20 protein-coding genes are annotated in these 26,823 nt (G+C 51.4%); 3 read left to right on the top strand and 17 right to left on the bottom strand.

Going from position 1 to position 26,823, the window contains the following annotated elements; genetic code table 11:
• Positions 1-53 precede the first annotated feature (53 nt).
• The 7 genes from B5F83_RS03750 to B5F83_RS03720 all read right to left on the bottom strand — a co-directional run bounded on the left by B5F83_RS03750 (position 54) and on the right by B5F83_RS03720 (position 12,052).
• A complete protein-coding gene (locus B5F83_RS03750; protein ID WP_158094137.1) occupies positions 54-1,379 on the bottom strand; it encodes a hypothetical protein in 1,326 nt (441 codons plus the stop codon).
• 41 nt (positions 1,380-1,420) lie between these two features.
• Positions 1,421-3,931, bottom strand: a complete 2,511-nt coding sequence (gyrA, locus tag B5F83_RS03745) for a DNA gyrase subunit A (RefSeq protein WP_087276775.1) — start codon at positions 3,929-3,931, stop codon at positions 1,421-1,423.
• A 121-nt stretch (positions 3,932-4,052) separates the two neighbouring features.
• Positions 4,053-4,907 (bottom strand): MBL fold metallo-hydrolase, encoded by an 855-nt coding sequence (locus tag B5F83_RS03740; protein ID WP_087276386.1) that lies wholly within the window; start codon positions 4,905-4,907, stop codon positions 4,053-4,055.
• A 45-nt stretch (positions 4,908-4,952) separates the two neighbouring features.
• Positions 4,953-6,254 (bottom strand): tRNA (N(6)-L-threonylcarbamoyladenosine(37)-C(2))-methylthiotransferase MtaB, encoded by a 1,302-nt coding sequence (gene mtaB, locus B5F83_RS03735; protein ID WP_087276389.1) that lies wholly within the window; start codon positions 6,252-6,254, stop codon positions 4,953-4,955.
• 29 nt (positions 6,255-6,283) lie between these two features.
• Positions 6,284-6,706 (bottom strand): dihydroneopterin aldolase, encoded by a 423-nt coding sequence (locus tag B5F83_RS03730; protein WP_158094136.1) that lies wholly within the window; start codon positions 6,704-6,706, stop codon positions 6,284-6,286.
• A gap of 31 nt (positions 6,707-6,737) precedes the next feature.
• Complete coding sequence (locus B5F83_RS03725; RefSeq protein ID WP_087276395.1) at positions 6,738-7,466, bottom strand: SAM-dependent methyltransferase; 729 nt, start codon at positions 7,464-7,466, stop codon at positions 6,738-6,740.
• Positions 7,466-12,052: a translocation/assembly module TamB domain-containing protein gene (locus tag B5F83_RS03720; RefSeq protein ID WP_158094135.1), complete on the bottom strand. Its 4,587-nt coding sequence runs from the start codon at positions 12,050-12,052 to the stop codon at positions 7,466-7,468. Before B5F83_RS03720 ends, B5F83_RS03725 begins: the two co-directional genes overlap by 1 nt.
• A 78-nt stretch (positions 12,053-12,130) precedes the next feature.
• Here B5F83_RS03720 and tsaD point away from each other — a divergent pair, with 78 nt between their 5' ends.
• Together tsaD and B5F83_RS03710 are read left to right on the top strand one after the other, a co-directional pair.
• Positions 12,131-13,159, top strand: coding sequence for a tRNA (adenosine(37)-N6)-threonylcarbamoyltransferase complex transferase subunit TsaD (gene tsaD, locus B5F83_RS03715; RefSeq protein ID WP_087276401.1), 1,029 nt, complete (start codon positions 12,131-12,133; stop codon positions 13,157-13,159).
• A gap of 9 nt (positions 13,160-13,168) precedes the next feature.
• Positions 13,169-14,743, top strand: a complete 1,575-nt coding sequence (locus B5F83_RS03710) for an FAD-dependent protein (RefSeq protein WP_087276405.1) — start codon at positions 13,169-13,171, stop codon at positions 14,741-14,743.
• 505 nt (positions 14,744-15,248) lie between these two features.
• Here B5F83_RS03710 and queF read toward each other — a convergent pair.
• From queF to pdxA, 5 genes are all read right to left on the bottom strand, one after another.
• Entirely contained in the window at positions 15,249-15,704 is a 456-nt protein-coding gene (queF, locus tag B5F83_RS03705; protein ID WP_087276408.1) for a preQ(1) synthase, read from the bottom strand.
• Positions 15,688-16,431: a 7-cyano-7-deazaguanine synthase QueC gene (queC, locus tag B5F83_RS03700; protein ID WP_087276410.1), complete on the bottom strand. Its 744-nt coding sequence runs from the start codon at positions 16,429-16,431 to the stop codon at positions 15,688-15,690. The genes queF and queC overlap by 17 nt, the downstream gene beginning before the upstream one ends.
• Before the next feature lie 7 nt (positions 16,432-16,438).
• Positions 16,439-17,122, bottom strand: coding sequence for a queuosine precursor transporter (locus tag B5F83_RS03695; RefSeq protein WP_087276413.1), 684 nt, complete (start codon positions 17,120-17,122; stop codon positions 16,439-16,441).
• Between the two features lie 88 nt (positions 17,123-17,210).
• Complete coding sequence (rnhA, locus tag B5F83_RS03690) at positions 17,211-17,669, bottom strand: ribonuclease HI (protein WP_239383815.1); 459 nt, start codon at positions 17,667-17,669, stop codon at positions 17,211-17,213.
• Entirely contained in the window at positions 17,669-18,751 is a 1,083-nt protein-coding gene (gene pdxA / locus B5F83_RS03685) for a 4-hydroxythreonine-4-phosphate dehydrogenase PdxA (protein WP_087276416.1), read from the bottom strand. Before pdxA ends, rnhA begins: the two co-directional genes overlap by 1 nt.
• An 81-nt stretch (positions 18,752-18,832) precedes the next feature.
• Between pdxA and recG the strand changes: the two genes are divergently transcribed.
• Complete coding sequence (gene recG / locus B5F83_RS03680; RefSeq protein WP_087276419.1) at positions 18,833-20,974, top strand: ATP-dependent DNA helicase RecG; 2,142 nt, start codon at positions 18,833-18,835, stop codon at positions 20,972-20,974.
• A gap of 90 nt (positions 20,975-21,064) precedes the next feature.
• Here the strand turns inward: recG and pyrF are convergent, their stop codons facing one another.
• The 5 genes from pyrF to tig all read right to left on the bottom strand — a co-directional run bounded on the left by pyrF (position 21,065) and on the right by tig (position 26,814).
• Positions 21,065-21,859, bottom strand: coding sequence for an orotidine-5'-phosphate decarboxylase (gene pyrF / locus B5F83_RS03675; protein WP_087276423.1), 795 nt, complete (start codon positions 21,857-21,859; stop codon positions 21,065-21,067).
• Positions 21,860-21,999: 140 nt separating this feature from the next.
• Positions 22,000-23,346, bottom strand: a complete 1,347-nt coding sequence (locus B5F83_RS03670; protein ID WP_087276426.1) for a dipeptidase — start codon at positions 23,344-23,346, stop codon at positions 22,000-22,002.
• Between the two features lie 100 nt (positions 23,347-23,446).
• Positions 23,447-24,781, bottom strand: coding sequence for an ATP-dependent Clp protease ATP-binding subunit ClpX (gene clpX, locus B5F83_RS03665; protein WP_087276429.1), 1,335 nt, complete (start codon positions 24,779-24,781; stop codon positions 23,447-23,449).
• 45 nt (positions 24,782-24,826) lie between these two features.
• Entirely contained in the window at positions 24,827-25,492 is a 666-nt protein-coding gene (locus B5F83_RS03660; RefSeq protein WP_087276432.1) for an ATP-dependent Clp protease proteolytic subunit, read from the bottom strand.
• A gap of 2 nt (positions 25,493-25,494) precedes the next feature.
• On the bottom strand, positions 25,495-26,814 hold the full coding sequence (tig, locus tag B5F83_RS03655) for a trigger factor (protein WP_087276435.1): 1,320 nt from the start codon (positions 26,812-26,814) through the stop codon (positions 25,495-25,497).
• Positions 26,815-26,823 lie beyond the last annotated feature (9 nt).

Raw genomic sequence — 26,823 nt, 5'->3', positions numbered from 1 at the left:
GGAAACCTCACACTGCCGCCTCTGATTTTTATCTAGATCTTAATTATTGCCGGTTACTGGTTCTGCTGCGAATTGAGATATGAATTGTATTTTTCATATCCGTCCATGTATTTCTGATCCCTGTCGCGGAAACGGAAATTGATGCTCTTCAGGTATTCTGCGGCGATTGTCTTGAACTCGACATCCTCGGTAGCATTGAAAAGTGTCTCGAAAGGCTCGATGGCATTGACCATATAGCCTTCGAATTCTTCCACGAGGGCGTTGTACTTCTTATCGTCCATTTCGCTCTGTGCAATTTCGGAAACCCTTACAGCTTCGTCATACCAGAGAGTACCTGCCGCATAGAGGCCGAATACGTAGTTAGGGTCGATTTCATACGATTTGTAATAGCATTCCAGGGCCTTCTGAATGTCTCCGAGACCTTTGTAGACATTTCCTTCCACATAGTAAAGGGAAGCATTGTTAGGCTCGTTGGCCTTTGCCTCGGCTATGAGGGAGAAGAGGGTCTGAGGATCCTCGTTGTTGTCAAGATAATAATTGATAAGTCCGATTATTATGGCCTGGCTCGAAGGGAAAAGCTTGAAGCCTTCTTCGAGGATGGATTTTCCTTTTGCGTTGTCGCCTTTGCCGATATACAGGCCTGCGAGGCTCGCAAATACGTCACCGTTTTCATAGTAACCCAGTTCCACGCATCTTTCGAACATCGTGATGGCCCTCAGGGTATCGGAAGCGAGGTTGGCCGTAAATGCGGCGTTGAAAACGGAGAGGGTGTCGATGTTGCCCAACAGCGGCAGCTCTGAAATCTCCACGCATTTCATGAAGTCGTCCGAAGCAGCACCGTATTTTTCAAGGCTGTACATGGTCATTGCATCGCTGAAATACAGGGAAGATACGTTCTGGAGGTGTGCCTTCACCTTCTCAATGCCTTTTTCCTTGGTCTCGAGCTCGCCAGCCTTCACGAATGCGTTGATGGCTTCAGCGAGAGGGTCGATGTCGGTATATGCAGCCTTGGTGACCTCGACTATGGCCAGTACGCCGGTACCGTCATAATAAAGGTTGAACTCCGGATAGATGTCAACATGGTAAGGGATTCCGCCCATTATCCTGTCTTCCGAAGAAACCGGGGCCATTCCGCCGAGAAGCATGGCAATCTGCGGCTGAGGCATGCCTGTGACTACGGCAGGGGCCGGTGCTTCGAAAGCCTTGATATAGGCCTCGCCGAGGTTTATCCATGAAGCCGGTTTTACGGCTTTCTTCGGATTGGCCAATGCCTCCTTTGCCTTATCGACATCGCTTATGGCGTCGACTACTGCTTTTGACTGTGCACCTGCCAGCTGTACGGACAGGAGCAACGAAAGTGCAATAAACAATCTTTTCATTGAAATATCATTTTTGTGGTTAATATTCATATTTTCAGACATCATTCCTTTTCTTCCGCGGCACCGGTTCCGTCGGTATCCTTGTTGTCGACTGTACATACGGCGGCTATTCCGTCCCCTTCCCGGATATTTATCAGTCTGACACCCTGTGTCGAACGGCCTGCCACCCTTATGGCGGACACGGACAGCCTGATGGTTATGCCGGAACGGTTGATTATCATAAGGTCGTCATCTTCGGAGACTTCCTTCAGCGCAATCAGGGCTCCGGTCTTTTCCGTAATGTTTATGGTCTTCACACCCTTACCGCCACGGTTTGTCTTACGGTAATCTTCCAGAACGGAACGCTTGCCATAACCGTTTTCACTCACTGCGAGGATGGTCTTGGAGGACATGTCCTCGGATGCCGGATCCACGCATACAAGGCCTACGACCTCGTCGTCTTCATCTATGGATATACCCCTGACACCTGCACCGGTCCTGCCTATGGCCCTTGCATCCTTTTCATCGAAACGCACGCAACGTCCTTTCTTTCCGGCAAGCAGAATCTCGCAATTGCCGTTCGTAAGCACGGCCCCGTGCAATTCGTCGCCTTCGCGGATAGTTATGGCGTTTATGCCGTTGGCACGCGGTCTCGAATAGGCTTCGAGGGAGGTCTTCTTTATGGTTCCGCGCTTCGTGCCGAGGATTATGTAGTTGTTGTTGATATAGTCTTCATCCTTCAGGCTCCTGACATTGATATACGCGCAGATTTTGTCGTCAGGCTCGATGTTTATCACGTTCTGCAATGCGCGGCCCTTCGAGGACTTGGCCCCTTCCGGAATCTCGTAGACCTTGAGCCAGAAGCATTTTCCCTTGGCCGTAAAGAACAGCATGGTACTGTGCATGTTGGCCACGTAGATATGCTCTATGAAGTCTTCGTCCCTCGTGGTACTGCCCTTGGCGCCCACTCCTCCCCTGTTCTGGAGACGGTATTCCGTAAGCGGGGTACGTTTGATATAACCGAGGTGGGATATGGTTATCACCACATCCTCGTTCGGATAGAAGTCCTCCGGATTGAACTCGTCTTCGGAAGGCTCTATTACCGAGCGCCTTGCATCCCCGTATTTTTCTTTCAGATATTCAAGTTCCTCCTTAATGACCCCCATCTGCAAGTCGTAACTTGCCAATATGGCTTCCAGACGGTTGATTACCTTCATCAGCTCGTCATATTCGGACTGGAGCCTCTCGCGTTCCAGACCTACGAGCTGCGACAGGCGCATCGCGACTATTGCCGCGGCCTGCGGTTCCGTAAAATCGAAACGGGCTATGATTGAAGACTTCGCATCGTCCACTGTACGGGAAGCGCGGATCATGGCTATGATTTCATCTATGAAATCCAATGCCTTCAGGAGGCCTTCGAGTATGTGCGCGCGCTTCTGTGCCTTCTCCAGCTCGAAACGGCTTCTGCGCACTACCACGTCATGCCTGTGGCGCACATAATATTTAATAAGGTCTTTCAGGTTCAGAAGCCTCGGACGTCCGTCCACGAGAACCACGTTGTTTACTGAAAAACTCGATTGCAGCTGGGTATATTTGAACAGCGTATTCAGCACGACATTGGCAACCGCACCCTGTTTCAGACGGATGAGGATGCGCATGCCGTGGCGGTTGCTCTCGTCATTGACGTATGTGATTCCGTCCACCTTCTTGGCCTCCACGAGTTCGGCTATTTTCTCAATCAGCTCCCTCTTGTTTACCATATAAGGTATTTCGGTAACGATTATCTGGTCCCTTCCGTGGGCATCCGTCTCGATTTCGGTCTTGGACCTTATCACTATCTTTCCGCGGCCGGTCTCGAATGCGTCCTTAATCCCCTGGATTCCCTGGATAATGCCTCCGGTAGGAAAATCGGGGCCGGAGATGTGCTGCATCAGCCCTTCCGTGGTTATGTCCGGATTGTCTATATACGCTTCTATGGCATTGCACACTTCAGTCAGATTGTGAGGCGCCATGTTTGTCGCCATGCCGACAGCTATGCCGGAAGAACCGTTTACGAGCAAAAGGGGAACTTTTGCAGGCAATACCTTCGGCTCGTCCAGGGACTCGTCGAAGTTCTTCTGGAAATCCACCGTATCCTTGTCCAGGTCGGCAAGGACCTCTTCGGCTATGCGCTGCAACTTCGCTTCGGTATAACGCATTGCAGCCGGAGAATACCCGTCTATGGATCCGAAATTACCCTGGCCGTAAACAAGCGTATAACGCATCGACCAGTCCTGTGCCATGCGCACCATGGTATCGTACACGCTCGTATCGCCATGAGGATGGTACTTACCGAGGACTTCACCCACTATACGGGCCGATTTCTTAGTCGGTTTGTCGTAAGTAAGGCCGAGTTCGGACATTCCGAACAAAACCCTGCGATGAACCGGCTTGAGACCGTCCCTCACATCCGGCAGGGCACGAGAGACGATAACGGACATCGAATAGTCGATATACGCGCTTTTCATCTGCTTGTCTATATTCACGGTTTCTATCCGCCCCGTCCCCGTCGTCTGGTTCTGATCCATATCCATAATCAAGTCTATATTTTTTGAAGCTGTTTTTCTAAATCAAAATAACCGTCAAAAATAAGGCTTTTTTCCGAAACAGACAAATCTATTTTCACAAGAAGTTCCCCGGAAGCGCCGGTACCGCTCAATCCCCGAATGTTATTTCCAAACCGTCATAGGCCGGCATGATGCGCTGTCCGATATCATCGGGAACAGGCTTTCCGGCGGAGACAAGCTGGCGGGAGGCCTCCTCCACTATCAGTCCCTCAAGGACCGAATGTTTTTCCAGCTGGTGGGACAGATGGGTAAGGTATGTACGTTTGGCGCCGACCTTCAACGCAACGGCTATGGCCTGTTCGAAGCTGAAATGGGACAGATGGCTTCCGTGTCGTACACAATTGATTGTCATGACATCGAGACCTTCCAGTTTGCGGAACTGGTCTTCCGGAATGCAGTTCATGTCGGTCAGATAGGCCAGTTTTCCGAAACGGAAGCCGAGGACCGGCAGCCTGAAATGCATTCCGCGCACGGGTATGACAGTGACGGGCTTCCCGGCAGAAGGGCCGCACGGAGATACGGGAAACGGGGTTTCCGACGATATAAGGTGTATGTTCCATAGCGGAATGCCGGGATAATGCGGCTCGGAAAAAGCATACGAGTACTCGCACCTCAGGGAATCCTCGACATATTTTTCGCAGTAGATGTCCACCGCCCTTTCTTCAAGATAATTTATGGCCCTGACGTCATCCAGTCCTCCGGTATGGTCCTTATGGTTGTGTGTCAGAAGGATGGCATCGAGATGCAATATGTCTTCTCTCAGCATCTGCTGCCTGAAATCCGGCCCTGCATCAACAAGGATGCGACAGCCTCCGTATTCGACATAGAGGGAAGACCTCAACCGCTTGTCGCGGGAATCGGATGACATGCACACTTCGCACTTGCATCCTATCATGGGCACCCCCTGCGATGTGCCGGTCCCTAAAAATACAGCCCTGTTCATCTTATCTTCACCTGTTCATCTTATCTTCACCTGTTCAACTTATCTTCAAATCACTGCCTCGATTATTCTACCTATCGCATCCGGGTCGAACGGGCGCTCGACACGTATGTAATTCCTCGTATAGCCGTACATCCTGCCGCCCTTGTCGGAACTTTCGAACAGGACTTCCTCCCTGCGGCCCGAATTGGCCTTTACGAAATCCGCATGCAAGATATCGCTCAGGGCCATAAGCCTTTCGACCCTCGAATTCTTCACTTCTTCCGGCACCTGCCCCGGCATGGCGGCAGCCGGTGTCCCGGGACGTTTCGAGTACGGGAAAACATGGAGGAAGGCAGGCTTTATCCGCGAAAGGAGATTGTACGTATCCATAAAATCGGCCTCGGTTTCTCCGGGAAAACCGACTATCACATCTATTCCGAAAAACACCCTGTCGCTTCCGTCTTCGCCGCGTTTTTCATAAAAATCCCCGAATGCCTTCCTGACATAATCCAATTTCCGCAAAAATCCGTCGGCATCGTACCTGCGCCCCATGGCTTTCAGTATCCTGTCGGAACCGGACTGGAGGGGGATATGGAAATGGGGCATGAATTTAGTCCCCGAGGTTATCCAGTCCACAATCTCCTCCGTGAGCAGATTTGGCTCGATGGACGATATGCGGTACCTGTCGATTCCCTCCACCCTGTCCAGGGCCTTCAGCAAATCAAGGAAGGACTCTCCGGTGGTTTTACCGAAATCCCCCGTATTCACCCCGGTCAGGACTATTTCCCTTACTCCGGAAGCCGCTATGGCAGAGGCTTCCGAAACAATGTCACTTACAGGGGCGTTCCTGCTCTCCCCCCTGGCGATGCATACCGTACAGTAGGAGCAGTGGTAATCGCAGCCGTCCTGCACCTTGAGGAAGGCCCTCGTCCTTTCTTCGCCCGAAGAATAGGCGAGGAAAAATCCCCCGGAATCCCCCGAGACTTCCGGAGCAAGCGGAGATACGGGGCCGGCAAGATAATCCCCGAGCACCCTCGCCGCTATCCCCTTTTTGCTTTCATCGGAAGCGAAAACGTATTTTACTCCCTCTATCCCATATATCCGCTCCTTGCCCAGACGTGCGTAACAGCCGGTGACGACAATCCATGCGGAAGGCGAAATCCTGTGCAGTTTCCTGATTATGCTCCTGCATTTCCTTTCGGAAGTCTCCGTCACGGCACAGGTATTCACTACAAAAATATCCGCCCCGTCCCGCCAGTCGGAGACCTTGCAGCCCAAGGAGACGAACTGCCTCTCGATTGTGGACGTTTCGGCATAATTCAGCTTGCAGCCGAGCGTTATGAAAGAAACCCTGACACTTTTTTCCATAAAACTGATTTTCAATACGGAACAGATTTTCACAATACGGACACAAGGGTGAACTCGGCATAACCTTCGCCTATCCCCTCTATCGGAGGCGACAGTTTTTTCACCGTCACGGAAACCTCCCCGAGATCCGGATATTTTTCCGACACCCGGGACATGATTCTTCCAGCCACATTTTCTATAAGGTCGGAAGGAGACGACATCACATCGGATATTATACCGTATATTTCAGAATAATCCAGAGTATCCCCGAGGGCATCGCTCGCCGCCGCCCTTACCAGGTCTACGCCGCCCGCACGCCCGTCCGTCCCGCATTGGGAGGCGGAAAAATCCACGACATACTCACCGCCCTTCTCCCTTTCGAAGCCGAAACATCCGTGGAAGGCATGGAATCTCAATCCCTTCAATGCAATCGTGCCGGACAACCTCCGTCCGGACCGCTTTAAATTTTCCATAGTACCGCTGTTTGCCATAAATTGTCATATATCAAAAACCGTCCGAAGCCGACAATACGAATACGCACGGGCGCTTGCCTATCCTGAATCCCCCCGCGAGCTTCCTGCCCCAGGCGGCGACATCCATGCTGAGGATTGTCTGGGACTCCAGAGTAAGGTCGGCGGCAACGGAAACCATCGTGGAAGGCCTGCAATGAGAGGCTATGTCGGACAGCATGGAATCGTTCCTGTAAGGGGTCTCGATAAAAATCTGCGACTGTCCGGACAATGACGATATCCGTTCGATGTCTTTCAGTTTCTTTCTCCTTTCATCCGCCTTGACGGGAAGATAGCCGCAGAAGGCGAAAGACTGTCCGTTCATTCCGGAGGCCATGAGCGCAAGCATGAGGGAAGACGGCCCGACCAGAGGGACTACCTCAATCCCGCAGCGGTGCGCCAGAGCCACCAGTTTTCCTCCCGGATCGGCCACTGCCGGCAAACCCGCCTCCGAAACGAGCCCTACATTCCTCCCTTCCTCGAAAAGATGCCGGTATCCTTCCACCGCTTCATCGGGAGTATGCTCGTTAAGTTCATGGAACTCCACGCCCTCCAGCCTTCCCTTCATTCCGATTGAAGAAAGGAAACGCCTCGCTGTCCTCGTCTCCTCGACTACGAAACAGTCCAACGAGCAGGCCGTATCCACGGTCTTCTGCGGAAGCACGTCCCCCGGAAGGTTGTCCCCGATAAAGGAGGGAATTAAAAACAGTTTTCCGTATTTCATCACTCAATCTCTATAACTATCTTGTCATCGTCCGTTTCCTGCCGCTCCTGCCTCATCCTGAGCTCCTCTTCTTCGGCGGCCCTCTTGCGCTTGCGGCTCCAGAACATCTTCCGCCACAACTCTCTGAACGTGGAGAATTCCTGCTGGTAGGTAATACCCACGCCGCTCCGCTGCGACTGGTCCAGATAAGACGAATATTGGTCGGCCGAATGCGAGAACAGATTCAGCCTCAACACTCCGCGACGGTCCAGTTTTATTTCTATGTCTATATCTCCGGCCACGCCGTTATTGCCGGTGACCGTGTTCTGCCTGTTCCCTATGTTGCCGTTCACTATGACCCTGTTGTTGAACAGCTGCGTGGACACGGCTACGTCGAAAATATCCGTGCCCGTATTGGATTGCTGGTAGTTCACTCCCAAATCCAACGGTATGTCGAGCTTCTGGAAGACGGAACTTATCTGTCCGGACACTATCTCCGACACATTCGAGAAAAGCATGGAGGAGTTGTTCACAATATTGGACTGCTCGTCGGGGATGAAACTGTTGGAAATTATGAGGGAGAGGAACTGTTTCTGTACCTTGTCCTCGGTCGAAAGCGCACTTTCCACACGCGAACGCACCATAGGGTCGACATCCGGGATATCTATGCCGAACTTGAGGGCAGGATCCGACAGTTTTCCGGAAATCCCTATCATGCAATCCACCGTCCTTCTCGAAGAGACCGAAGACGTATCGGCTATTAGCGTGCCTATCGAAGTTTTCGTAGAATATATCGCATTGATGCTCAAATCGGAGTCCATTATGTCGCCGTTGAAGCGGATATAGCTCCCTTCGTCTATGGTAAAATCCCTTGAGATGATTCCTCCGGCCGAAAAACGGAAACTGCCTTCTTCGAGCGTATAATCCCCTTTGATGTCAAAAGGACTGTCGCCTCCTGCCGTAATGTCGACAGTTCCGCTTCCCTGCCCTCTGAAACGGCTTCCGGACATGCCGCCCATCTCGACAAAGACAGCCGCATCCGGAGTCACCGACAGATGCATGCCCACCGACAGGCCGCCTTTCCGTGACTGCTTGCGGTTAAGATTCGAAAGCATTACGTCATAAGGGTCCGCCTCGGTCTCGTCCTGCGAATAATCCTTGAAGGAGAGTATACCGGAACTGCCGGCTTCGGCCCCGGAACCCACAGGCACATAGAACAGAGTATTCTCCATCGTTGTGGCCATTGCACTGAGAGACAAATCGTCGAACGGCCCGGTAAGGCGCAGCGTACCGGTCGCGAATGCCGTTCCGTAAAAGGACTCCGCCCTTTCCCTCGGAATGTCGATACATTCCATCCTGTTGAATTTCAGATCCAGACCGAAGTCCATATTCTTGAAATATTCATAGTCCACGCCGCCGCCCAGGATTCCACGGTGCCCGTAACGGTCTTCGACTATGATATTGTCGGCCCTTATTCCGGTTTCGTCCATCGAAAGGGACCCGTTCAGCTTATACTGGACATTTGTATAATTTACCTTGAATACAAGATCTTCCATCGCTATCCTCCGGCTGCGCAAGGCCAGTTTTCCCGGATGGCCTGACAGCATGAGGTATCCGGAAAAACGTCCGGACACATCCGACACCACAGATGCCAGCAGCGGGCGGAAATATCCTGCATTGAAACCGTCAAGCCCCATATTGACATTGACGTACCTGTCTTCCGGATGGAAATAGCCCGTAGTGTTCACCGTGGTTTTCCTTCCTATGTAGTTTCTGAGGTACACGTTGAACCTCTCGTTCCGCTCGTCCCAACGGCTCATGATTTCGACATCTCCGGCCTCCACCCCGCCGACACTTACGGAATCGCAGTGTATGTCGGCAATCAGCCCGGGATTGTTGAAAATATCAGTTATCCTGGCCACGCCGGAAACCGTCCCCCTTATATCGTAACCGTCGCCGAGCAGAGGCGACAGGGAAGACATGTCGAAACCGCCCAAGGATATATCGAGGGTATCCGACCGTACCGGCCCCGCACCGAAACCGGTAGTATTTACCACTATGCTCTGCAAGCCGCAGCATATCGCCAGCGAGTCGATATCGAACCTCTTTCCGGAAACGGAGGCACGGGCCGGGATTATGTCCCATCTGTCCCCGTTCACATAAAATTCGGAACTTCCTATCCTGATATCAGAAACGAGTTTTCCGTCCAGGGTATCCCGTGAAAAATCCGCCCACACGTTCAGACGGCCGCTGTTTACGGTATCCTTGCCGGGATCCGAATATACGAGCCTTGCATAAGCCGAATTGTCCAGCAGGGCCAATGACAGGCGCGGCCTTTCAAAAAGGAAAGAAGCCACCTTTGCCTCCGAAGTACGGATGAGGCAGTCCAGGGTACTGTCCGGATTGAACGCCTTGAAAGCGAAATCCTTCAAATAATTCCCGCCGAGGGCGATTCTCTGCGAATTCACTTCGGCATCTATGTTCCCTTCAGCATCCAGCTCCAAAGACAGCCGGCTTCCCTCCGCCACATACAGCCCGGGCTTGATGAAGCCGCATACAGCCATCGAATTGCCGGTAGAAAGGCCGAGGGAATAACTGTGCCCGCTCCACACAAGGGCATCCGGCGGGCAGAGCACATCGGCGGCCATACCGGTCGAAAGTGCCTGGACATCCTTGAGGAACTGACGGAAAGGGGCCGTCCCGGAAAATTCGGCGTTCAAAAAGTCCGAACGCATCGAGATTACGTAATCGCGGGGATTATTGACCGCTTCGATATATATGCCGCCGGCATTTTCCCTGTCGGAATCATTTTCCAGAACCAGGTCGGAAATGCTGATTTTTCCAACCACTTCTCCGCTCCCGTCCCGCATGAAGTTGGAATTGACTTCGAAAGATACCGCCGACCTTCCGTTCCTGTCGAGATTCATCGCGCTCAAATCGGCATAACCTACATTGGCATAAAACTCATAGGCGGCACCTGCGGCGTACGGGTCGATGGAGGCGCTTCCCTGGAACAGGAAACTCAGCGCGGGATCATCGCTGACGATTCTCCCTTTGAAAACGCCGTCTTCGAGCATGCCTTTGGCCCGGATTCCCGAATATGCATGCCCGTTTGCCACGAGCCTCGAAACATCCAGCCTCCTGACATCGAGTTTCCCGCCTTCCGCCGATGAAAAACCGAAATCCGCGTCCATGCTGAGCTCTCCAAGAAAATCCACGCCGGAAAATTTTCCGATATCCGCCCTGTCCGCGTACACTTTCCCCGAAACGCCCACTGGCCTCCTTTCATCCATGAGGCCGGAGACCGAAACATCGAAACCGAGTTTTCCCGAAAGCGACGACATCTCCCCGACTGCGTGGAATGAAGAAATCCCGCCGGAAAATGTTCCGTCGAAAACAAAACCGCCGCGGTAAGAAAAATCTTTCAGGAAGTCCACGCTCTCCCCCGCGCCGAACATCTCCGCGGCCCTGTAGGCCGATGCGGCATCGAACGACAGCCCGAGCAGCCGGATATCCATGCGTGAAGACCTTATGTCCGGAAGGCCTTCCACGCCTCCCTGCAACTCGAATGAAATGCCATATCCGTCAATGCCCACGGACAGGGAAGAAGTGCGGAGGTTCCTGACAGTCCCGGAAGCGCTTCCATAAAGCGCCGCATCGAAACCGAGTCCGGAAACCGCCGGGGCGAAAAAGGCCAGAGTCTTCATGTTCAGCCTGCACGTATCGGGAAAACTTATCGACATGACCACCTCGTCCAGATATTTCGAGAAGGATTTGCCGGATTCGTAAATCATGGAATAATTCCCCACACGCACATCCGAATAGTCGTCCACTATCCTCAACCCGTCAATCGAGGCGAGACCGTCCCCAACACGCACATCAGCGGAAATATTGCGGCAATTGAAACCGCTGCGCTCCCTGAAAGAGCCCGAAACGACCTTGCCGTACATGATTCCGCCGACCATTTTCATATCCTTTATATGAAAATTTATGTCGCTGATATTCATGTTGCGCCAGTTTATCCCTCCCTTGGCTTCCTGTTTTTCCACATCCGCCGTCAAATCGTACATATTGAAGGCGAAGTCCGTGATTTTCACGTTTTTCAGATTGAAAAGCGTTTTTATTCCCTTTACCGCCGCCGTGTCCTTTACGACTTTCGAAGTATCCTTCGCGAGTCCGAAAATCCTCGTCAGATTGGTATTGTAATATTTGCCGTCCACAGGGGTGTCGTAATCCTCCAGGACGAGGTTCATTCCGCCGCCGCTCACGGACACCCTCGACACTTTGGGGCCTTCTTTCGAAAAGAGGCCGCGCAGCGAATACTGCAAGGCTATTTTTTCTGTATAGAAAAGCGTATCGGAGACAATCGGGGACATTTTGGCATCATCAATCACCGAAACATCCTGAAGCAGCACGTTGTTCAGAAACCGCACATACACGCGCCCGACATTTATTTTTCCGGACAGTCCGCTGCTGAGGGAAGAAAGCATCCGGTCTGCAACATAGGTCTGTACCACAGACGTCTGCAAACCCACGAAGACAGCCGCCGCCAGAATTATTACGGCAACGTCCACCCTCAAAAATATCTTAAAAAACCTTCTTCTCACAATTACGGATGATAATAACTTACAAAAATAGCAAAAAATAAAGTATTTTTGCAGGCACATAAAATTTTAAAGGAAGATATGGCTATCACTATACTCGGAATCGAATCGTCATGCGATGACACCTCCGCGGCGGTCATCAGGGACGGTTACCTGCTTTCCAACCTCCTTGCCAGCCAGGAGGTACACAGACAATACGGGGGCGTAATACCGGAGCTCGCTTCACGGGCCCACCAGCAGAACATAGTACCCGTCGTATCCCAGGCCCTTTCACAGGCCGGGACGACCATGGACGACATAGATGCGATAGCCTTTACCGTAGGACCCGGCCTGCTCGGTTCGCTGATAGTGGGGACATCGTTCGCCAAAGGGCTTTCCCTGTCTGCCGGAAAACCGTTGGTGGAAGTAAACCACCTCCAGGGACACATACTCTCCCACTTCATCAAACAGTACGGGAAAGAGAACAGGCACCCCGCTTTTCCTTTCCTCTGCCTGCTCGTATCCGGAGGACATACGCAGATAGTGGCCGTACATGACTATTTCAATTTCGAAATCATCGGGCACACGATAGACGACGCGGTCGGCGAAGCATTCGACAAATGCTCCAAGATGATGGGGCTCGGCTATCCGGGAGGCCCGATTGTGGATAGGCTTGCAAAAGAGGGGGACCCAAAAAGGTTTTCCTTCGCGAAACCGCATGTGGAGGGCCTGGATTTCAGTTTCAGCGGGATAAAGACATCGCTTCTGTATTTTCTCAGGGACCGCCTCAAGGAAAACCCCGATTTCATCGAGGAAAACAAGGAAGACATCTGCGCTTCTTTCCAGAAAGCGCTCATAGACATACTTATGAAGAAACTCATAAGGGCATCGGAATCGACTGGTATCAAGGAAATAGCATTGGGCGGAGGGGTTTCCGCAAACTCGGGACTCAGGAGCGAGGTGGAAAGGCTCGGGAAGAAAAAAGGATGGAACACCTATCTTCCGGAATTCAGGTTCACTACCGACAATGCGGCGATGATTGCCATTTCGGGCTACTACAAATTCATGGAAGGATGCAGGACGCCTTTGTCCGTAGCGCCTGTTTCAAGGGCGAGGGATTTTGAAATATAAACCGGTAAAATGAAAGAATTCGAGATAGCTTTTCCGGCGAGCAAAAGCCCGGACATGGAGACGATAAGGGAAACCGCGGCGAAAACCATGGGGACCGTCGTCGGGAACATAGGCGAAATCAGGTTTCTGCGCAAATCCTTGGACGCCCGTAAAGACATAGTTTACAGGTACAGGTGCGCCGCATACCTGAAAAACGAGAAGCCGCAGGACGACTATGTCCTCGGAGAATACCGCGACGTACACGAAGCCGAACCGGTGCTGATAATAGGCTCCGGGCCGGCAGGAATCTTTTCGGCCCTCCGCCTGCTCATGGAAGGCTACAGACCCGTCATCCTCGAAAGAGGCAAGGACGTGCATTCGAGAAAGGCGGACAATGCGGCCATCAGCCGCGAAGGGACAGTGAATCCGGATTCGAATTATTGCTTCGGAGAAGGAGGTGCAGGCACTTTCTCTGACGGAAAACTTTTCACCCGCTCGACCAAGAAGGGCGACATAAGGGAAGTCTTGCACCAGCTCGTGCGTTTCGGAGCCAGCCCGGACATACTGCTGGAAGCCCATCCGCACATAGGCAGCGACAAATTGCCGGCCATCATGGAAAATATCCGCAAGTGCATCACGGAGCACGGCGGAGAGTACCATTTCGGATGCAGGGTTACAGACCTGTCGCAAAGCGACGGAGGATGGATAGCCGCATGCTCCGACGGCAAGACTTTCGGGGCCCGCAATGTCATACTCGCCACCGGGCATTCGGCAAGGGACATTTACGGGATGTTTTATGACAAGGGCTGGGAAATAGAGTGCAAGGGTTTCGCTCTCGGAGTACGTGCCGAGCATCCCCAATCGCTGATAAACAAAATCCAATACCACGGAAAATACCAGCCTTACCTTCCGAATGCCGAATACTCCTTCGTTCAGCAGGTCGAATTCGAAGGCCGCGAGCGCGGGGTATTTTCATTCTGCATGTGTCCGGGAGGCCTGCTCATCCCATCCGCCACGGCGCCAGGAGAGACAGTACTGAACGGAATGTCCAATTCCGAAAGAAATTCGAAATGGGCCAATGCCGGAATCGTGGTGTCGGTAGAGCCGGAAGACATAGCTGAATACTGCCCTGAATACGCAAAGGAAGGCCCGCTGGCCCTGATGAGATTCCAGCAGGACATGGAAAAATCCATGTTCGATTATTCCTCGTCCTTGAAGGCCCCTGCCCAGAGGATGATGGATTTCTGCCGGCGCAAACCGTCGGACAACCTCCCGGCATCATCATATTTTGCCGGAACGGCAAACGCCCCGCTCCATGAAATGCTTCCTCCGTTCATCTCGATGAGGCTCAAACGCGTATTCCCGCAAATCAACTACAAGATGAAAGGGTACTATACAAACGACGCCCTGCTTCTCGGCGTGGAATCCCGCACCTCCTCCCCTGTAAGGATTCCGAGGGATCCTGAGACCTTGCAGCACATATCCCTGAAAGGCCTCTACCCGGCCGGAGAAGGGGCCGGCTACTCGGGCGGCATTGTTTCATCCGCCTTAGACGGGATAAGGTGCGCTATGAAAATCGCCGGCACTGCCGGGACCTTGCAGTAACGGCCACAAAAAATAGTCGTTTACAGACAATGCGGTTAAGTCGGGGCTTCCCGGTTTGACACTATTTTTGCACGCCACTATTCCGCTTCCGGTAGCCCGAGAAACCACATCTCTGCCTGAAAAATGATGGGAAAAGGGATGGAAGCGAATGGAAGTGGAATGCAAGCGGAATGCAAGCGAATGGAAGCGAATGGAAGCGGAATGAGGAGGGAAAATAGGATTTTGTCGTGTAATTTTCCACCCCACAGCCATCCAACCTCTTCCGAAATAATTAATAATCAATAACTTACAAAAATACAGGCTGCTTTTGGGTGCTTTCTGAGGTACCCAAGCGCAGGGGTAATTTTAATAAAATATTGACTATCAACACATTGCAAAGACACCAGCTGGCTATGGGGTGAAAAAAGTTGATTTTTTTTTCCGGGGTCACGGGCGAAAAATGAGGCTACGGAAGATTCCGACCGGAATTATCCGCTGGTCAATTTTTGTGACCACTACTGTAAGTTTACATGCCGTAATTGTCCATACGGTACCTGGCAAGTTTTTCATAGTCGGTACCGGGACGGCCGTAATTGCAGTAAGGATGGATTGAAATGCCTCCTCGCGGAGTGAATAAACCGGTGACTTCGATATATTTGGGTTCCATGAGCCTTATCAGGTCTTTCATGATAATGTTCACGCAATCTTCATGAAAATCGCCGTGGTTGCGGAAGCTGAACAGATAGAGCTTGAGGCTTTTGCTCTCCACCATGCGCCTGTCCGGGATATAGGATATCCTGATTTCGGCAAAATCCGGTTGTCCCGTTATCGGGCACAGGCTCGTAAATTCGGGACAATTGAAACGCACCCAATAATCATTTCCGGGATGCCTGTTTTCAAAAGTCTCAAGGACTTCCGGGGAATAATCATCCCTGTATACGGTCTTTCGGCCAAGGGCCTTGAGTTCATCTTTCCTTTCCATACTTTTCCTTCAGATATTTTTCAAGTCCTTCACGCCTCAACCGACAGGACGGACAATGCCCGCAGCCGTCCCCGGGAATGCCGTTGTAACATGTCACTGTTTCGTTACGTACAATATCGAATATCCCGAGTTCATCGGCCATTTTCCATGTCTCCGCCTTGTCGAGCCACATCAGAGGCGTATGAATTACAAACTGGGCATCCATTGCAAGGTTCAGGGTCACGTTCAATGACTTGATGAAAGTGTCCCTGCAATCGGGATAACCGCTGAAATCGGTTTGCGAGACACCCGTAACTATATGGTTAATGCCAAGTTCCCTTGCCTTTACGGCCGCAACCGAGAGGAAGAACAGGTTCCTGCCCGGAACAAAAGTATTGGGCAGTCCGCCATGCACACTGCTGTCATGCACACCGCCGTCCATGGGAACAGAGCCGCCGTCCATGGGAATCGGGCCGCTGCCCGTAAGAACGGAGCCTTCGTCCATGGGAACAGACGTGTCGGTAAGGGAATTTTTCCCGAGACGGCCTATGACTGGAATCTCCATTATCTCCAAAGGCACGCCCGCCTTGTCGGCTATGGCCCTGGCGCACCCGATTTCCGACAGATGCTTCTGCCCGTAAACGAAACTCAGGGCCGAAACCTCGCTGAAATGCTTTTTCGCCCACCAGAGACAGGTAGTCGAATCCTGTCCGCCACTGAAAACCACAAGGGCGGAGGAGTTATTCATAGAGGGATTATAATTCATTTATTTTAAGTATGTTATAAGAAATATCACTGTCGTATGCATCACTTCCGTCGATACGTTTTATATACTTCACGACACGTACCGTGACAGGAAGCACGATTATTTCATAAAGGGTTTTCAGCAATGCCTGGACAAGCATCATTTTCAACAGCTCCCCGACCGGCATCAGCCCTCCGAAAGCTATCGGGAAAAATATGAGCGAATCAGCGCTTTCGCCGGCAAGGGTCGAGACTACCGCCCTGACGGAAAAATGTTTTCCTTTGGAGCGCACTTTCATTCTGCTCATCACGTATGCATTCAGAAAGGACCCGACAAGAAAGGCCGCAAGGCTGGCCGCCGCTATCCGCGGTGCAAGTCCGAAAACGAAATTGAAGCTCTCCTCTCCTTCCCAGAAAGGGGCGGCAGGCATCATGACGGCTATCTGCCCCAAGCCTACCACCATGAAATTCATGAGAAAACCCATCCAGATGATAAGGCGGGACTTTCTGAACCCCCATACTTCCGCTATGCAGTCATTGATTATGTAGGATACGGGGAAAACTATCATCCCCGCCGTGATTGCAAGAGGCCCGAGCCTTACTACCTTGGCCTCCAGAAAATTGGCCGCTACGAGGCATACGCAGAATACGATGCCGAGCAGCATGAACGATACTGATACTGTCTTTGTCTTCATTTTTCCTGTTTTTTACGTGGTTCTCCTGGAATACACGGCCGCCCTTTGCGCAGGCGGCATTATTTTTTTCAATAAAAATCAATAAAAATCAGTCGGCATAACCCGTATCTTCGGGAAGTCCGTCCGCCGATGCGGCCTTGACCGCCAAAGCATCGCACCTCTCATTCTCGGGATGCCCCGCATGCCCCTTTATCCAGTGGAAAACGACCCTGTGCCTGGAAGCGACCGCGAGATACCTCCGCCACAAATCTTCGTTTTTCTTCTTGGAAAACCCGGACAGCACCCATTTTTCTATCCAGCCCTTCGTTACCGCATTCACCACGTATGACGAATCGCTGAATATTTCGACATCCGCGCTCTCCCACCTTATAGCCTCCAGCCCGACAATCACGGCCAGAAGTTCCATCCTGTTGTTCGTCGTGCGGCGGAAACCTCCTGAAAATTCTTTTTCATATCCCCCATAACGGAGTATCGCCGCATAACCTCCCGGCCCGGGATTGCCGCTACAGGCACCGTCCGTATAAAGATATATCGCACCCTTGCCCACTATGCTATCTGCGGTTTGTTGGATGGAGTGTCTTCCTCTTTTTTCTCCTCTATGAGGCGGCCTTCCATCAGCCTGTCATAGGAGAGCCTGTTGTTGAAAATATCGATGGCCATGTAAATCGCCGACTTCATCGACTGCGGATCCGCCATGTCCTTTCCCGCCATTTCGTAAGCTGTTCCGTGATCCGGAGAAGTCCTCACTACAGGAAGGCCGGCAGTAAAGTTCACCCCGTCTTCGAATGAAAGGGCCTTGAACGGAATGAGCCCCTGGTCATGGTACATTGCCAGGGTAGCGTCGAAGCGGCTGTAATTGCCGAGGCCGAAAAATCCGTCAGGAGAATAAGGCCCGTATGCATTGATGCCCTCTTTCTGCGCCCTCTTCACGGCCGGGAGTATGATGTTCTGCTCCTCGTTTCCGAGCAGCCCTCCATCCCCGCAATGCGGATTGAGGCCGAGCACGGCTATCTTCGGGGACCTTATCCCGAAATCCCTTTCCAGCGAATCGCACATCGCCAGCAATTTCATGAAAATCTTTTCTTCAGTAATGGCGGAAGGCACATCGGCAAGCGGGATATGGCCCGTTACCACTCCTACCCTGAGCCTGTCGCTGCACATAATCATTATGGCATTCTCCGCTCCGAAAGCCTTTATGAGATATTCCGTATGCCCCGTATGGCCGAAACCTTCGTTCACCATGGCGCGCTTGTTTATCGGGGCAGTCACAAGGCAGTCTATCAACCCGGCCTTCAAGTCCTCCACAGCCGTTTCCAGGGATTTCATCGCCGACTTGGCAGATTCCGGAGTCGCCCTTCCCGGCTCGACGAAAACATTTTCAGGCAAGCAGTTGACGATATTCACCCTTTTTGGATATGCATCCGAAGCCGCGGCTATGATGTTGGTGTTAATCTGGTCTATCTCGTGCAGCTGTTTTTTATAAAATCCGAACAATTTGGATGAGCCATAGATGACAGGTATGCACATTTCCAACATCCTCGTATCGGACAAAGCCTTGATAATCACTTCATATCCGATTCCGTTCCCGTCACCCTGGGTTATTCCAACTACTATTTTCCCGTTTATCATAATCCTATCCTTTATCTCATTTTTCACAAAATCCGGCGCAAGTTACGAATTTTTCTGGTGAAAAGAGTATCTTTGTTTTCAATGGACATCTTGAATACAGAAATACAGTTCCTCCCGGGCGTAGGGCCGAAAAGGGCCTCATTGCTTGCCAAAGAACTGAATATCATCACATACAGGGATATGTTATACACATTCCCTTTCAGATATGTGGACAGGACGAATATCCAGAACATCGCAGATATCGTCCCGACCATGGCATACGTCCAGATAAAAGGCAAGGTGGTTGCCAAGACCATCGCCGGAGAACGCAGGAAAAGCCGCCTTGTAATAACGGTCGCCGATGCAACCGGAAGGCTCGACCTCGTTTTCTTCCAGGGAATCAAGTGGATGAACGACAGGGCGCGCATAGGTGACGAATATATCGTCTTCGGAAAACCGTCCGTATTCGGGGGTGAAATCAACATGGTGCATCCGGAACTCGAATCGCCGGGGGCCAAGGCCGCGACCTATGGAAGTTCGCTTACGGGAGTATACCCAAGTACCGAGAGGCTGAAAAATTCGGGGATTACCAACAAGGTGTTTACCAAGTTAATGGCTACCCTCCTCGGAATCGTGGGAAACGGCATTCAGGAAAACATTCCGGAATATATCGTAAGGAAAAGCGGGATAATCCCCCGGCGCGAAGCCCTGAAATCCATACATTTTCCTCCGGGAACGGCGGAACTCGGGAAAGCCTCCTTCAGGCTTAAATTCGAAGAACTTTTCCTCTTGCAGCTGTCCCTGCTGAAACAGAGGTACAGCCGCATGTACGAGGAAGACGGCATCAGGATGCCAGCCGTAGGGGAAGCCTTCAACAAATGCTACAACGCCCTGCCTTTCGATCTGACAGGAGCGCAGAAAAGGGTAATCAGGGAAATACGGGACGACATGAAAAGCGGGCGGCAGATGAACAGGCTGCTTCAGGGCGATGTGGGAAGCGGAAAAACCCTCGTCGCACTGATGACGGCCCTCATAGCCATCGGCAACGGTTACCAGGCCTGCATCATGGCCCCTACCGAAGTCCTCGCACAACAGCATTTCGGCAATCTGAAAAAATATCTTGCGCCGCTCTTTCCCGTGGATTGGACCGAAAACGAGGCCGAAGGCGGATTCGGGATAGCCCTGCTTACCGGAAGCAGCAAGGCAAAGCAGCGCCGCATGATAGACAAAGGGCTGCGCGAGGGGCATATAAAAATCATAGTAGGCACTCACGCCCTGATTGAAGACAACGTGGTCTTCCGCTCCCTCGGCCTTGCGGTAATTGACGAACAGCATCGTTTCGGAGTCGCGCAACGCTCGAAACTATGGAACAAGACGGAAGGTTCCGCCCCTCCGCATGTACTTGTAATGACAGCCACCCCTATTCCCCGCACACTCGCCATGACACTGTACGGAGACCTCGAAGTTTCAGTCATAGACGAACTTCCACCGGGCCGAAAGCCTGTAAGGACAATACACGCTACGGAAACAAAACGCGCCGCTATGTACAATTTCATACAGCAACAGATTGCCCTCGGGCGGCAGGTTTTCATAGTCTACCCGCTTATCTTCGAATCCGAGAAAATGGATTATGCCAATCTCGAAAAGGGATATGAAGCCATTGTCGAAGCCTTCCCTTTCCCGAAATACAGGACTGCCATAGTCCACGGAAAACAGTCTAACGAGGAGAAAAACCGGAACATGAAAGCCTTTGTCGAAGGCCGGGCCGACATACTTGTAGCCACATCCGTCATAGAGGTCGGCGTAGACGTCCCAAATGCCACAGTCATGGTCATAGAAAGCGCCGAGCGTTTCGGTCTCAGCCAGCTGCACCAGCTCCGCGGCCGCGTAGGGCGGGGCTCGGAAAGTTCATACTGCATCCTCATGACCGATTTCAGGATTAGCAGGGAATCCAAAAAACGCATCGACCTGATGTGCAGCACGGAAGACGGTTTTGTTCTCGCAGAGGAAGACATGAAGATGCGCGGCCCAGGAGACATCGAAGGAACCATGCAAAGCGGCATGCCGGTGGACTTGAAAATAGCATCCCTCGGCAAGGACGGAGACATCCTCGAATTTGCCAGGAAAACAGCAAGGGAAGTACTCTCAACCGACCCGCTATTGCAGATGGAAAGCAATGCCCTGTTGCTCAGAAGCCTCGCCACATACCGCGACACCCCCGCCGACTACTCAAAAATCAGCTGATTACCCCGAATCGGCCAGCTACATACAGACGAATGATTGACAAGCGGGATTCGTAACAAGCGGGATTCTTACCCGGGACCCGGGCTGGACTTATGCTATTTTCATTCCTTCAACCATGCCCTTCGCGGCTTCCGAAGCGGCATATTCGAAATCGTTGATTCTGTTTCCGGCATAAAGTATCGAACGGGATGCATTTATCAGCAACCCGCCTTTGCCATTGGAACCATATCTGATTACATCTTCCATGGAACCTCCCTGGGCCCCTATGCCTGGGACCAACAGAAAGTTGTCCGGCGCTATTCTGCGGACTTCGGCAAGTTCTGCCACATGTGTAGCACCGGTAACGAACATCATGTTGTCCGGAGTGGATATTTTCATCATTTCTTTCACCACCTTATGATACAGAGGCCCGTCACCGCAATCGAGATATTGGAACTCGGAAGCGGAGGCATTGGAGGTGACGGCAAGCACTATCGCCCATTTTCCTTTATATTCAAGGAAAGGCTTCACGCTGTCCGAGCCCATATAAGGTGCCAGGGTGACAGCATCGAAGTCGAGATTTTCAAAAAGCGCTTTGGCATACATCTTTGCCGTATTCCCGATATCTCCCCTCTTTGCATCGGCGATGATGAATATCTCCGGATAATTCAGCCTAATGTATTCGACCGTCCTTTCAAGGGCTTTCCAGCCTTCCGCCCCCTCGGCTTCGTAAAACGCGAGATTCGGTTTATAGGCCACCGCATATCTGGCAGTGGCATCTATTATGGCGCGGTTGAAATCATACATCGTGATTCCTGCCGGAATCTTCTTCATGTCCGTATCCAACCCTACGCACAGCATGCTTTTTTTCGATAATATCTGTTTGTGAAGCCCCAATCTGTCCATACTAATGTCCCCCAATTATTAACTTATAACTATACAATCCGGTAAATCCGGTAAATCCGGTAAATTCGGTAAATCCTGGGAATCCGGCAAAACCTGGAAATCCGGGAAAGGATTCTCAACGGATTTCCCGGACGGATTCGTTAAAAATATTCATAGAAAAGTACGATGGATTCCATTCCGGCTTCGAGCTGCGAGATAAGGTAGCTCTCATTCGGAGAATGAATCGTATCCCTTTCAAGGCCGAAGCCCATGAGCAGAGGGTCTATTCCGAGAATCCGCTGAAGGTCGGCAAGGATAGGGATGCTTCCGCCGCCGCGTGACGGTACAGGCTGGATTCCGTAAACCTCTCCCATGGCCCTTGAAGCAGCCTTGTAAGCAGCCGAAGATATCGGAATCAGGAAACCGTTTCCTCCATGATGAGGGAATACCCTTACCTTGACACCGGCAGGCGCTATGGATTCAATATGCTTCATGAACAAATCCGCTATCTTTCCGCAATCCTGGTTAGGCACGAGCCTCATCGAGATTTTCGCATGGGCTTTCGACGGAATTACAGTCTTGGCACCTTCTCCGGTATAACCGCCCCAGATTCCGTTGACATCGAGCGAAGGACGGATTCCGGTACGCTCCAGGGTCGTATAGCCTTTCTCGCCCTTGACGGCATCTATCTTCAGGAAATTCTTGTACTCCTGCTCGTCAAAAGGGGCACGGGCCAATTCTGCCCTGTCTTCTGCGGAAAGTTCCACCACATCGTCGTAAAAACCTTTTACAGTAATATGCCCGTCCTTGTCTATCAGAGTGGATATCATATCGCAAAGGGCATTTATGGGATTGTATACCGCTCCGCCGTAATGTCCCGAATGCAGGTCCTTGTCCGGGCCGGTCACCTCTATTTCGAGATAGGCGAGGCCACGCATTCCGCAATTGATTGAAGGGACTTTTTCCGAAATCATGGTCGTATCGGATACAAGGATGATATCCGCTTTCAGAAGCTCCTTATGCTCTTCCGCCCAAGCTGCAAGGGAAGGGGAACCTATCTCCTCCTCTCCTTCGAAAATGAATTTTACATTGTGCTTCAGCCGTCCCGTAGCCATAAGATATTCGAAAGCCTTTATATGCATGAAGGACTGCCCTTTGTCGTCATTGGCACCGCGCGCATAGATGGCACCGTCCCTGATGACAGGCTCGAAAGGATCGGAATTCCACAATTCGATAGGGTCGACCGGCTGGACATCGTAATGCCCGTAAACCAGGACCGTCTTTGCCGAAGGGTCTATGATTTTCTCACCGAATACGACAGGATGCCCCGAAGTAGGATATACGGAAGCCCTGTCCGCTCCGGCAGCAAGAAGGAGTTCCGTCAAACGCACGGCGCAACGCTGCATATCTGGCTTGTGCTCCGGGAGGGAACTTACCGAAGGAATACGGAGCAATGAAAACAATTCATCATAAAAACGCTCCCTGTTCTTGTCAATATACTGTTTCATAAATATGGATTTAATATAATTTTCATTTAATTTTTATAATAATCGGTCGCGAATGGCAATCGTAACGCGAATGACAATCGGGCCACGGACGGCAATCGGATTACGAAAGCACCTCGCCGGTTATGGTAGAAAGATGTTTTTTCGCATAATCCATTGTAACGCGGAATTCTTTCTTCGAAGATGTCGGGGCCTCGTACATGGCATCCGTCATTATCGCCTCGCAGATGGAACGCAGCCCCCTCGCGCCGAGCTTGTGCTTTATGGCCGTATCCACAATCAGGTCGAGGACATTGCCGTCCACGACGAGTTTGATTCCGTCGAGCTCGAAAATCTTCTCGAATTGCTTCATTATCGCATTCTTCGGCTTCGTCAGTATGTCCAACATGGCCTGCCTGTCGAGGGAACCGAGGGTGGCGATGACTGGCAAACGTCCGATGATTTCCGGGATGAGGCCGTATGAGCGCAAATCCTGGGGAGCGATGTATTTCAGAAGATTGTCCGTATCGATATTGTCCCTTATCTTCTGTGCCCCGAAACCTATCACCTGGGTATTCAGCCTCTGGCCTATTATCTTTTCTATGCCTTCGAAAGCGCCTCCGCAAATGAAGAGGATGTTTTTCGTGTTTACCGGAACCATTGCCTGCTCGGGATGCTTGCGCCCGCCTTTCGGAGGGACATTGACAACGGTGCCTTCGAGAAGTTTCAGCATCGCCTGCTGCACTCCCTCACCGGAAACATCCCTCGTTATGGACGGGTTGTCGCCCTTGCGGGCTATCTTGTCTATCTCGTCCACGAAGACAATGCCCTTTTCCGCCATTGCAACGTCATAATCCGCATCCTGCAACAGGCGCGTAAGGATATTTTCCACATCCTCGCCGACATATCCCGCCTCGGTAAGCACCGTGGCGTCCACTATTGCGAAAGGCACATTGAGCAGACGGGCTATGGTTCTGGCCAACAATGTCTTGCCTGTACCTGTAGGGCCGACGAGAAGGATGTTCGATTTTTCGATTTCGACACCCTCGACATCCGATATTTCACGGAGTCCCCTGCCGGTCTTTTTCCCGTCCTTACGGCCGCTCTGGCTTTCGTTGTACTTTATCCTTTTGTAATGGTTGTACACGGCGACGGAGAGCAGTTTTTTCGCCCTGTCCTGCCCTATGACATACTGGTCGAGAAAATCATTGATTTCCTTCGGACTGAGAAGCTGCAAACCTTTCTTCTTGTCTATTCCCGGTTCCGCCTCTTCCTGCTGGTACGCTCCGGGGTTGGGCACGCCCATGTTTTTCAAATAATCGGCAGCCGTATAAACGCAATCCGTACAGATAAAGCCGGATTCGCCCTGAAGCAGCATGGCCCCGTCATCCTGGGTCCTGCCACAGAAAAAACAGCGGGGAAGACTGCCGTTGCCGGTATTTGTCGTTTTTTTAGCCATATAATCAATCAAAAGAAGGTGACTAAAAATAGCCGCCTTCCCAAATTATTTCTTTTTAACCAAAATCTCGTCAATCATCCCGTAATCGAGGGCCTCCTGTGAAGTCATCCAGTAATCGCGGTCCCCGTCGGAAGTAATCTTTTTGATTGTCTGCCCGGTATGCTCGGAAAGTATCTTATAAAGCTCTTGCTTGGTCTTGGAAATCTCCTTGGCTGCAATCTCGATATCCGAAGCCTGCCCCTGGGCCCCTCCCAAAGGCTGGTGAATCATGGTCTTCGAATGAGGGAGGGCAAAACGTTTTCCCTTGGCACCGGCGCAAAGAAGCACTGAAGCCATGCTCGCGCACATCGCCGTGTTGATGGTGGAAACGTCCGAACGTATGAGCTGCATGGTATCGTATATCCCGAGACCGCTGCTTACCGAACCTCCGGGGGAATTGATATAAAGCTGAATGTCGGAAGAATCGCTCGAATCGAGGAACAGCAGCTGGGCCTGGATTATGTTGGCAACGTCATCATAAATCGGCACTCCCAGGAAAATAATCCTGTCCATCATCAGCCTGCTGAACACATCCATCTGGGCCACATTCAGCTTCCGCTCCTCGATAATCGTAGGATTGATATAATCATCGAAGGCGGACCGGTACCGGTACAAGTTCAATGAACTTATGCCAAGATGGCCCCTTGCATATTTTTCGAATTCGGTCTCCATGACTATCCGTTGAGCTCGCGGAGCTTCTCTATGGTAATGTCTTTCTTTTTAAGGGTTATGTGCTCCTTGACGGCAGCTATGCACTTATCGTCTTCGGTCTTGTCGTATATGCGCGAACTTTCCTTGTCATGGGCGAGCATCTGCTCGGCGAACTTCTGCAACTGGTCTTCAGGAGCATTGCTGATTCCGTACATCGCGAACTGGTATACGGCAAATTCCTTGGCCGTAGCAAGAAGGTCTTCCTTCGACACCTTGACCTCGAACTTGTCCAGGAAATACCTGCGGAGCATCTGCCAGCGGTAGTCCTTCAGGAACAGATCAAACTCTTTTTCGATATCCTCCATGGTGAATTTTCCGTCATTGGCATAATATATCCACCTCTTCATGAAGTTTTCAGGAAGCGAAATGGCCGCTTTATCGAGCAGATATTCCTTTACATCGAGCATGAACCTGTAATCGCGCTCGCGGTCATACTCCTCACGCAGCCTCTCCGTTATTTTCGCATCGAATTCCTCTTCGGTCTTGACAACGTCCTTTCCGAAAATCCTGTCGAATGTATCCTGGTCGGCCTTGGCCGGAACAAAATGCTTGATGTTCTTGACCGTCATTTTGAATACAGGCTGTATCCCCGACAGTTCTTCCTTCTTGAGTTTCAACATGGAAGCACGGTCGGTCTCGTTCTCGAACCACAGGTTCACATCCACATCGATGACATCCCCGGATTTCTTCCCGACAATCTCCTTCTTCCCCGCTTCCGACATGCTTCTGACAGCGACGTAAGTATCCTCGACCTTTGTCCCTTCCTGCTCGAAATCGGCAGTGAAGAAATCGTCCTCGCCGACCGATTCGCCGTCTTCAAGCGAACCGTACTGGCCGAGCAGGCTGTTCCTCATGGAATCCTTGGCCTTCTTGTCTATTTTCACATTATAATAGGTCACGCTGTCCTCTTTAGAAATCTCGAGATTTATCTCAGGCGAAACGGCAATGTCGAAATCGAATTCGAAATCCTTGTCCTTCTCCCAATCGACGGCTTTCCTGTCCTCGGACGGAAGCGGCTCGCCGATAATGTTCAGTTTGTTTTCCTGAATATAATCCTGAAGGGCCTTGGAGAGGATGTCGTTCACGGCCTCGCTGCGTGCTGACACCCCGTACAGCCTCTGTATGAGGGAAATCGGAGCCATTCCTTTCCTGAAACCTTTTATCTCCGCATTGCGTTTGTAAGCGGAAAGTCTTTTCTTCACATCGTCTGCGTAATCCGCTTCATTCACGTTGACGCTCAATCTGATATCGAGCTCATCGATTTTGTTGCTTTTAATTTCCATAATCTATAT

This window comes from Muribaculum sp. An289, from assembly GCF_002159555.1.
Lineage (GTDB): Bacteria > Bacteroidota > Bacteroidia > Bacteroidales > UBA932 > Merdivivens > Merdivivens faecigallinarum.
This window is presented reverse-complemented; position numbering and strand designations above follow the sequence as displayed.